This is a genomic window from Streptomyces sp. GbtcB6 (genome assembly GCF_019091475.1).
In the GTDB taxonomy this organism is placed as follows: domain Bacteria; phylum Actinomycetota; class Actinomycetes; order Streptomycetales; family Streptomycetaceae; genus Streptomyces; species Streptomyces hyaluromycini.
The window spans coordinates 92646-103984 of sequence record NZ_JAGXJL010000036.1 but is presented as its reverse complement, the minus strand read 5'-3'; the positions used below and the strand labels follow the sequence as shown (position 1 = coordinate 103984).

The window sequence follows — 11339 nt, the reverse complement described above, 5'->3', positions numbered from 1 at the left end:
CTGCGCCAACGCCAAATTCACCAACCCCACATGCGACACCACCACACCCTTCGGCCGCCCCGTCGAACCCGACGTGTGAATGACATATGCGGCGTTGGTGACACGCAGCGGCGCCGTACGCTCGGCGTCGGTCACCGGGCCCGGTGTCTGCCGCGCCACCGCCGCCACGACCTCCGGGTCGTCCAGGGCGATCGCCCGCTCCCGGGCGTGCTCGGGCAACACCGTGCGGCCGGCCTCGGTGCACAGCACCGCAACCGGGTCGGCGTCCTCGAGCACCAGGGCCAGCCGGTCCGCCGGGTGCCGGGGATCCAGCGGGACGAAGGCCCCGCCGGCCATCGACACCGCCAGCAGCGCCACCACCGTGCCCGCGGACCGCTCGGCGACCACGGCGACCCGCTGCTCGGGTCCCACTCCCAGGGCGATGAGGTGCCGCGCCAGGCGGCCCACCTCGTCCTCCAACTCTGCGTAGGTGAGCGTCCGTTCGTCCGAGTCCAGGGCCATCGCATCCGGCGTCCGGCGCGCCTGCCCCGTGAGCAGGTCGGGCAGCGTCCCGGAGGGTGCTTCCGGCTGGATGTCCTGCCAGTCACGGATGACACGGGCCAACTCGTCGTCGGCCAGCAGTTCGAGGCGGGCCAGCGGCGCGTGCGGGTCGGCCGCGAACCCTTCGAGTACCCGTTGCAGCATGGCCAGCACCCGCTCGGCGTCGGCCCGGTCGAACAGGTCTGTCCGGTGGTCGAGTTGCAGCTCCATCCGCTCACCCGGCGCGACGATCAGGCCGAGCGGATAGTGGCTGGCGTCCCTCGTCCTGCCGTCCAGCCGGATGGTGAGGGCGTCAGGTCCGTCCGGCTCCGCGGCCGCCGAACGCGGATAGTTCTCGTACACCACCAGCGTGTCGAACTCCGCTCCCGGACCGGCGAGTTGCCTGATCTCGGTGAGTCCGAGGTGCTGGTGGCCCAGGAGACTCACCTGGCGCGCCTGCAGCGTCGAAAGCAGTTCGGCGACGGTGCTGCCCCCGGCCAGCTCGACCCGGACCGGCAGCGTGTTGATGAACAGGCCGACCAGCGAGTCGGCACCCGGCAGGTCCGTGGGACGCCCGGCGACGGTGGTGCCGAACACCACGTCCTGCCGCCCGGCCAGCCGGGCGAGGACCATCGCCCACGCGGCCTGCACCACCGTGGCCATGGTGACACCGCACTCGCGGGCCAGCGTGTCCAGCGCCCACGTCAGTTCCGCGCTGCACTCGGCGAGCACGGCCTCGGGCCTGAGCGGCGTCCGTGCGGGGTCGGCCGGGGCGACCAGGGTGGGCTCGTCCGCCCCCGCCAGCTCCGCGCGCCATGCGGTCCGCGCCGCCTCCCGGTCCTGACGGCCCAGCCAGGCCAGGTAGTCGCCGTAGGAGCGAATCGGGGGCAGTGCCCCGACGTCGCCTCCGGCCCGGTACACCGTCGACAGTTCGTCCACCAGGATGGGCAACGACCAGCCGTCGAGGACGATGTGATGGGTCGTCATCACCAGCCGGTGCCGCCGCTCGCCGAGGCGGATCAGCAGCAGCCGCAGCAGCGGGCCGCGCGCGACATCGAAGCCGACCGACAGCTCGGCCGCGGACAGCCGGGCCGCCTCGGCCTCCGCCTCGGCCTCCGGCAGGCCGCTCAGGTCGGCTTCCTGCCAGGGGAGTTCGGCATGCCGGGCGACGACCTGCACCGCCTGGCCCGACCTGCGCCGGCGGAAGCCCGCCCGCAGGGCGCCATGGCGGGCGATCAGGCCCTCCCAGGAGCGGCGCAGACGGTCGGCGTCCAGCGGCCCGTCGAGGGCGAGGGCCCGCTGTCCCGCGTACACGTCGGACGCACCTTCGCCGAAGGCCGCGTGGAAGAGCAGCCCCTCCTGCAGCGGGGACAGCGGCCAGATGTCTTCGATGGCGGTCCGAGTCCGGGTCATCGCGTAGGTCTCCTCACAGCGGTCACAGCTTCGGTTCGGCAGCGCGGACAGAGCGTCAGAGGTCAGGGGGGTAAGGGCAGGGGGTCAGGGGTCAGGGGTCAGGGGTCGAAGATCGGAGGTCAGAGGTCAGAGGTCAGAGGTCAGAGGCCATGGGTCGAAGACACGCACATCAGCCGTGGTCATCCGCGAACTCGGACTCCAGGGCCTCGATTTCGTCCTGGTCGAGATCGAGCAGCGCGAAGTCGGAGGGGGTGTGGCCGCCGGCCGCCGGATCGGCGGTATGCGCGGCGAGCCCCTCCAGTAGTTCCAGCCAGGCCCGGCCGAGGTGTTCGGCCCGGCTCCCGTCCAGCAGCGTTGCGGGCCAGCCGAGGGTGACGGTCAGCAGGGGTCCGTCCGGGGTGTCGGCCACGACGGCGCCGACCTCCAGCGGGTGCAGCACCGGCATGTCGGGATCCGCCGTACCGGACATCGCGCTGTCCCCGGCCGCCTGCCAGGCACGGACCGGACTCCCGCCCGGTCCGGCACCGGCGAACCGGCCCAGATAGTTGAAGCCGATCTCCGGCACGGGAAGGTCCGCCAACGCCCGTGCCGCATCGGGATTCGCCCAGCGCAGCAGGCCATGGCCCAGCCCGTCCCCGGGCACCGCCTGTACCTGTTCCTTCACCCGCTTGACCAGCACGCCGGCCGCGGCGCCGCCGGCCGCCGCGTCCTCCAGATCGAGTCCGGACACGTCCAGCCGCAGCGGATGCACCGCGGTGAACCAGCCCACCGTCCGGGATACGTCCATGCCCTCCGACAGCGGCTCCCGGCCATGCGCCTCGACCTCCACCAGCAGTCCGCCGGCACCGGCCTTCGGACACCACCGTGCCACGGCTCCGGCCAGCGTCGCCAGCAGCACCTCGTGCACCCCGCAGTGGAAGAGCGCTGGGGTACGGCCGACCAGGACGGCACTGCGGTCGGCGGGGATCGTCCACTCGCGGCGGGACAGGGTCCGTACGGTGTCACGGGCCGGGTCGAGGGGACGGGGTCCCACCACCGTGTGTCCGGCGGTCCCGGAGAGCAGGGCCAGCCAGTCGTCCAGCTCCGCCGCCCGTTCCGGGCTGCGCGCCGAGCGCTCCAACCCGCGGGCCCAGGAACGGAAGGAGGTGCCGGTCGGCTGCAGGACGGTTTCGGGCTTCCGGCCGGTGGCCACGGCCTCGCAGGCCGCCCGCAGGTCCGGCATCAGCACCCGCCACGACACCCCGTCGACCGCCAGGTGGTGCACCACGAGGACCACCCGTCCGATCCGGCCCGGACCGGCGTCCACCCACACCGCCAGCGCCATCACACCCGCCGCGGGATCCAGCCGCTCGACCGCGTCCCGGGCGGCGTCACCGGCCACGTCGTCCAGGCCGTCGTCGGAGACAGCGCCTGCGTCCACACGCAGGACTCGACCGACGCCTTCCGCACGGCCGACGCGTTCCGCATGGCCGACGCCTTCCGCACGGCCGACGCGTTCCGCATGGCCGACGCCTTCCGCACGGCCGACGCCTTCCGTACGGCCGTACGGATCCACCGTGCCGGGTTCCGGTACGACCAGTACCGGATCGTCGGGCCCGCCCTCGACCCGGGCCCGGAGCATGCCGTGCGCGGCCAGCACCGCTTCGAGAGCCGCCTCCAGCACCTCCGTCCCCAGCCCGGCGGGCGCGCCCACGGCCATCCACTGCGCGAACCGCGACCGCAGCGCGTCCGCGCCCATGGACCGCATCACCGGCGTCCACGGCACCTCGCCGGCACCGCCGTCCTCGGTCTCCTCGGATGCGTCCCCGGTCGCGACCGCCACCAGCGCGAGCCGCTCCGGGGTCTTCTCCTCGAAGACCTGGCGGGGCGTCACGGCCCAGCCTGCCCGCCGGGCGCGGGAGGCGAGCAGCATCGACAGGATGGAGTCGCCGCCCAGTTCGAAGAACCCGTCCCCGACGCCGACCCGCTCCAGGCCCAGTACCTCGGCGAACAGGGCGCAGAACGCCTCCTCGGCGGAGGTCCCGGGCGCTCTGGTGGCGACGGACACGACGGCGGGCGCGGGCAGGGCGGCTCGGTCGACCTTGCCGTTGGGGGTCAGCGGGAAGTCGTCCAGGACCACCACCGTCGACGGGACCATGTGCTCCGGCAGCCGCGTCGCCGCATGGGCCCGTACGGCGTTCACGTCCACCGAGCCGACGTCGTACCCGACGACGTACCCGACGAGCCTGCCGTCCCGCACCAGCACCGCTGCGCGCTCCACCCCCGGGTGGGCGGCCAGGACGGCCTCCACCTCTCCCGGCTCCACCCGGAACCCGCGGATCTTCACCTGCTGGTCGGCCCGGCCCACGAAATCCAGTTGTCCGTCCGCCGTCCAGCGGGCCAGGTCACCCGTCCGGTACATCCGCCCGCCGCGCTCGCCGAACGGGCAGGCGACGAACCGCTCGGCCGTCAGGCCCGACCGGTTCACATAACCGCGTGCCAGACCGTCCCCCGCGACATACAGCTCACCCGTGACGCCCACCGGCACCGGCCGCAGGCGTCCGTCCAGGACGTAGGTGCGGACGTTGGCCAGCGGAGAACCGATCGTCGGCGGCGCGTCCTCGCCCACGATGCCCTCACGCAGCAACACCGCCGTCGAGATCACCGTCGCCTCGGTGGGACCGTAGGTGTTCCACACCCGGGCACCCGCACGCCACTTCGCCGCCAGGCCGGCCTCCAGCCGCTCGGCACCCAGCACCCAGTTCCCGACACCGGGAACAGCCTCCGGCTCCAGCGCCCAGAGCAGCGACGGCACCACACTCGCCACCCCGATGCCACTGGCCTCGACCATGGCGGCCAGCGCGGAGGGATCCAGCCGCTCGTCGGACGACGCGATCGCCAGCGTGCCTCCCGCGGCCAGTGTCACCGCCACATCCAGCACCGCCGCGTCGAAGCTGAACGACGCGAACTGCAACGCCGTCACACCCGGCTCGACACCCAGGACAGGGCGCATGGCGGTGGCCAGGTTCGCCACCGAACCATGCCCGACCGCGACACCCTTCGGACGCCCTGTCGAACCCGACGTGTAGATCACATAGGCCAGCTGATCCGGATCGACGACGCCCTCGAGGTGATCGTCGGCTTCGGTCTCCAGCTCGTCGAGTCGGACCGTGTCGACATCCTCCGGCAGGCGATCCGCCGTCTCGGGCGTCACCAGCACCACACGCGCCTCGCTGTCGACGGCCATGTACGCCAACCGGTCGGAGGGGTACTCGGGGTCCAGCGGTACGTACGCCCCACCCGCCTTCCACACCGCAAGGATCGCCACCACCATCTCGACCCCACGCGGCAGACACAGCCCCACCCGCGACTCCCGACCCACACCACGCCCCACCAACCCACGCGCCCACACATCCGAACGCGCATCCACCTCCGCATACGACAACGACCGACCCCCCGACCACAACGCCACCGCACCCGGAGACTCAGCCACCCACCGCCCGAACCGCTCCACCACCGACGACGCACCCGCCTCCCGCGCCGTGGCATTCCACCCCTCCACCACCACGGCATGCTCGGACTCGTCCAGCAGCTCGATGTCGCTCAGCCGTGTCTGCGGATCGGCCGCCATCTGCTCCAGTGCCCGAACCAGTCGGCGGGCCGTCCGCCGGGCTCCTCGGTGTCCGAAGACGTCGGAGCGGTAGTCGAGGCGGATCGCGAGGCCGTCGGCCGGGGTGACCCCCAGCGCCATCGCGAAGTTGGTCGACTCCCGGAGCTCGGTGGCCGTGAGGGCGAGCCCGTCGGCGAGTGGCTGGGCGTCCAGGTCGCCCGGGTAGTTCTCGAAGGCCAGCAAGGTGTCGAAGGTCGCGCCGGGGCCCGCGGCCCGCTGCACCTCGCTGAGCCCGACATGCTGGTGGTCGAGCAGCGCCGACTGCCGCGCCTGCAACTCCTCCAGCGCCGCGGCCACCGACCGGGCCGGATCCAGTCGTACCCGCACCGGCACGGTGTTGATGAACAGCCCCAGCATCGCCTCCATCCCGGGAAGCTCCGCCGGACGACCCGCCACCGTCGTCCCGAACACCACCCCGTCACGGCCCGTCAGCTGGCCCAGCACCAGTCCCCAGGCCAGCTGTACCACGGTGTTCAGCGTCACCCCCGCCCCGCGTGCGACCCGTTCCAGCGCGCGGACGAGGTCGGCGTTCGCGCGCTCGCTCACCCGGTCCAGGACGACGGCTCCCGTCGCGTCCGAGCCGCCGGGTGCGACGAGCGTGGGCTCCTCGGCGTCCGCCAGTTCGGCCCGCCACGCCTCCAACGCGGCCGCGCTGTCGCGGCCGGCCAGCCACGCCCAGTACGGCCGTGTCGGCACGGGCGCGTCCAGCGCGTCCAGCGCGCCCGTCGCGTCCGCCCGGCCGCCGGCCGCGTAGAGCGCCCACAGGTCCCGCAGCAGCAACGGCAGCGACCAGCCGTCCAGCAGCAGGTGGTGGAGTGTCACCACCAGCCGGGACCGTCCGGCAGCGGTCCGGATCAGGGCCACCCGCAGCAGCGGGGGCGCGCCGAGGTCGAACCGCGTGGACCGTTCCTCGGCCGCCACCCGGTCCGCGGCGTCGTCGTCCAGTCCCGTCACATCGGCCTCGTGCCACGGCAGTTCGGCGCGTTCCACGACCACCTGTACCGGGCCCGCCGCGCCCGCCACCTGCACGAACCCGGCCCGCAACGCCGCATGCCGATCGATCAGGCTCTGCCACGACGCCCGCAGACGCTCCCCGTCCACCTCACCGTGGAGCGTCAGCACCATCTGCTCGACGTAGACGTCCACGCCGTCCTCGTCGAAGAGGGAGTGGAACAGCAGGCCCTCCTGCAAGGGTGCGACCGGCAGCACTTCCACCACACCCGGAACCGCCGCCTCGATCTCCTCCACCGCCGCCTGGTCCAAGGCCACCAGCGGAAAGTCCGACGGCGAATGCCCGCCCGCACCCGCCCGAACGTCCGCCACCAGGCTGTCGAGCGCGCCCGCCCACGCCTCCAGCAGCGCCCGCGCCCGTCCCTCGGGCAGCAGCCGCCCGGGCCAGGCCAGCACCAAGTCCAGTACCGGACCGTCCGCCGACACCCGTACGGATCCCAGGAGTTCCAGCGCGTGCATCACGGTGGCCTGCGCCGCGCTGCCCGCCGCGAAGCCTTTGCCGGTCCCCGTGCGGCCGAGGTAGTTGAAGCCGACCTGCGCTGCCGGCAGCTCCGCCAGCACCGGGGCCGTATCCGGGTTCAGCCGGCGCAGCAGGCCGTAGCCGAGCCCGTCCCCGGGCACCGCCCGCACCTGCTCCTTCACCCGGGGCACCGACACACCGTCGTCCGCGCCCAGCCGTACCGGGTGCGAGTCCGTGAACCACCCCACCGTCCGCGACAGATCCATCCCCTCGGACAGCGGAGTCCGGCCGTGGCCCTCGACGTCCACCAGAAGGCCGCCGGGCCCGGCCCACTCGGCCACCGCGCCCGCCAGCCCTGCGAGCAGCACCTCGTCCACACCGGTGTGGAACGCCTCCGGAACCTCCGTCGACAGCGCCGCCGTCACGTCCGCCGCCAAGGTCACCGACACCTCGCGAACCGTCGCGCCCACATCCACCGCCGGATCCAGCGGAACGTCCGTCAGCAGCACATCCGGGCCGTCATCACCCGCCACCACCGCCTGCCACGCCTCCAGCTCGGCCACCCGCTCCGGGCGACCCGCCTCCACCGCCAACTCCCGCGCCCAGGACCGGAACGGCACCGGCACGTCCTCGAGCTCCGGCTCGCGATCGCCGGTGCGCGCCTCGTACGCGGACCACAGGTCGGGCAGGAGCACCTGCCAGGACACCGCGTCGACGACCAGGTGACTGGCCACCACGACCAGTCGCCCGGGGACCTGGGGTCCCGCGTCCAGCCACACCGCCTGCACCATCACCCCGGCCGTCGGGTCCAGCCGCGCCACCGCGGCCTGGATCTCCGCATCCATCAGGGCCGCCGGATCCTGCCCGATCGCATCGACGCGCGCCACCAACCCGTCGACCGGCACCGCGCCCGCCGCCCCGGGCACCACCAGCACCCCGGAGTCCGCCACCAACCGTGCCCGCAGCACCTCATGACGTTCCGTCAGAGCTGTCACCGCGTCCCGCAGCGCGGCCTCGTCCAGCCGCGCGGGCGCCTGCACCGCGACCGACTGCACGACCGCGCGCACGCCGTCGGCACCGACCCGGTCAAGTACCTCCCGCATCACCGGTGTCAGCGGCACCTCACCGACCGCGGAGTCCGCCGGGCGAACCCCGTCCGCCACCCCGTCGACCGGCGTCACCACGGCGGCCAGCCGCGCCGGCGTCCGCAACTCGTGCACTTGGCGGGCACCGACGACCAGACCCGCCCGACGGGCCCGCGACACCAGCAGCATCGCCGTGATCGAGTCGCCGCCCAGCCCGAAGAAGCTGTCCCCGACCCCGACGGCGCCTGCCTCCAGACCCAGCACCTCCGCGAACAGCGCACACAGCGCCTCCTCGGTCTCGGTCGACGGGGCGCGCGTGTCGGCGGACCTTGAGCCGGGCGCGGGCAGGGCGGCCCGGTCGATCTTGCCGTTGACGGTCAGCGGGAAGGCGTCGAGGACGACGACCGCCGACGGCACCATGTACTCCGGCAGCCGGGCGGCGGCGAAGGCCCGTACGTCCTCGCCGTCCGCGGCCCCGACGGTGTAGCCGACCACCCGCCCGTCCCGGACCACCGCCGTGGCTCGCTCGACCCGCGGATGAGCGGCCAGGACGGCTCCGATCTCGCCGAGTTCGACCCGGAACCCACGGATCTTCACCTGCTCATCCGCACGCCCCACGAACTCCAACTGCCCATCCACCCGCCACCGCACCAGATCCCCGGTGCGATACATCCGCCCGCCCTCACCGAACGGGCAGGCCACGAACCGTTCGGCCGTCAAATCCGGTCGACTCACATACCCACGCGCCAGACCATCCCCCGCGACATACAACTCACCCGTCACACCTGCAGGAACCGGCCGCAGGTAGGCATCCAGCACGTAGGTACGGACGTTGGGAAGCGGGCGACCGATCGCCGGCCCAACGTCCTCACCCGTAATGCCCTCCTCCAGGAGAACCGCAGTGGTGATGACCGTGGCCTCGGTGGGGCCGTAGGTGTTCCACACCCGAGCCCCATCACGCCACTTCGCCGCCAGACCGGCCTCCAGCCGCTCCGCACCCAGCACCCAGTTCCCGATCCCGGAAACGTCCCCCGGCTCCAGCGCCCCCAGCAACGACGGCACCACACTGGCGACCTCGACACCGGAAGCTTCCAGCATTCCGGCCAGCGCGGAGGGATCCAGCCGCTCGTCCGCCGACGCGATCGCCAACGTGCCACCCGCAGCCAGCGTCACCGCCACATCCAGGACAGACGCATCGAAGCTGAACGACGCGAACTGCAACGCCGTCACACCCGGCGCCGCACCCAGCACCGGACACATCGCCGACGCCAGGTTCGCCACCGAACCATGCCCGACCGCCACACCTTTCGGACGCCCCGTCGAACCCGACGTATAGATCACATACGCCAACTGACCAGGCAGGACCTCGGGCAACTCACCCGCGCTGCCGTCCAGTTCCTCAAGCAGGACGGTCTCACCGCCCGACAATTCGGCCGTCTCCTCCACCACCAGCACCAGTTCGGCGCCACTGTCCGCGACCATGAACTCCAGCCGATCGGAGGGATACTCCGGGTCCAGCGGCACATACGCCCCACCGGCCTTCCACACCGCCAGGATCGCCACCACCATCTCGACCCCACGCGGCAGGCACAGCCCCACCCGCGACTCCCGACCCACACCACGCCCCACCAACCCACGCGCCCACACATCCGAACGCGCATCCACCTCCGCATACGACAACGACCGGCCGGCAGAACGAAGCGCCACCGCCGTGGGTGTCAATGCGGCCCACTCACGGAACCGCTCCACCACCGACGACGCGTCCTCCTCCCGCGCCGTGGCGTTCCACCCCTCCACCACCACGGCGCGCTCGTCGTCGGCCACCGTCGCGATCCGCCGCAGCGGCGCCGTCGGGTCGTCGGCGGCCCGCTCGACGAAACCGACCAGGGACCGGTGGACCGCCCGCACCCACGCCCGGTCGTAGCGTGCCGGGTTCGCCTCGACGACGATCTCGACGCCCGTGGCCGTGCGGTCGATCAGCACCCCGAAGTCCTCGACCAGGCGGGTCGACACGTCCCGTGCCACGCCCCGGCAGTCGCCGAAGGCCAGTTCGCCGGCCGACGGCAGGATGTTCACGTACGGGCCGAAGTGCCAGCGGTCGCCCTCCGGCCAGCCCAGCTCCCTGCGCAGCCGCTCGCCCCGGTACCGCTGGTGCCGGAGCAGTTGGCCGACGGCCTCGTCGGCGGTCCGGGCGAGGTCGAGCAGACCGGCCCCGGCCGGCACCGGGAATCGCAGTGGCAGCATGTTCGCCCTGGTGATGCGCGCCCGCCGGTCCCTCTCGCGCAGGCGCCCGGTCACGGGCAGGCTGAGCAGCGCCTCGGCCGACCCGGCCAGGCCGCTGACGAAGGCGCCGGCGGCGGCGAGGAGCAGCCGGGAGGTGCGCAGGCCGGCGCTGTCCGCCGCGGCGCGCAGCGCGGCCGCCGCGGCGGGTGCGAGACCGCCCGTCTCGCGCAGTACGGCGCCGCCGCCGGCTTCTTCGCGGAAGCCGGCGACGCCGGAAATGCGGGGGACCTCTGCCAATTCCGGCCGGTCCGAGAATCGGCCGGAGAGATACCGTCGGTCCTCGGTGAATTCGACCGAGTTCCGGTATTCCGCTTCTTCGTCGAGCATCTCGGTCAAGGAGACGTCATCGGAATCCGGATACACCCCGTCCCCGGCGAGTGCCGAATACACCTCGGCAACCCGGCGCGCCATGAGCGTGCACGAATATCCGTCGAGCAGGAGGTGGTTGTAGCCCTGGAACCAGCAGTGCCTGCGGGAATCGAGTCTGAAGAGCACGTGCGAGAAGAGCTGTTCTCCGAGCGGATCCTCCACACCGGCGAGTTCCTCGCGCATCCGGTTCTCGATCCACGCCCGCCGGTCGCCGCCCCCGTCCGGCACCTCGATGCGCAGCGCCGCCGGTCGCCGGGCGGTGTGCGGCACGGCGCGCACCCCGTCAGCCGCGTTCTCGGTGAAGTGCAGGCCCAGCACCTCGGTCTCCTCGACCGCGCGGTGCAGCGCGGCCTCGAACGCGGGCACGTCCAGCGGGCCCGTGATCTCGACGGCCTGCCCGACGCTGTACAGCGCACGCGGGCCGCCCAGTCGCTGCGCGTGCCAGATGCCCTCCTGGCTGTCGGACAGGGGAATGCCGCCACCGATTCGCTCGCTCATGCCTACCCTTCACCCTTATTCCGTCGCCATGGGCATGCAGGTGTGCCATACG

Annotated in this window: 2 protein-coding genes; both read right to left on the bottom strand. The window is 72.7% G+C overall.

The window, feature by feature from the left end:
- Positions 1–1932, bottom strand: a 1932-nt coding sequence (locus tag KVT45_RS40345; protein WP_217554346.1) for a condensation domain-containing protein, incomplete at its 3' end; no start/stop codon positions are given.
- Between the two features lie 169 nt (positions 1933–2101).
- On the bottom strand, positions 2102–11287 hold the full coding sequence (locus tag KVT45_RS40340) for a non-ribosomal peptide synthetase (RefSeq protein ID WP_217554345.1): 9186 nt from the start codon (positions 11285–11287) through the stop codon (positions 2102–2104).
- Positions 11288–11339: the final 52 nt, after the last annotated feature.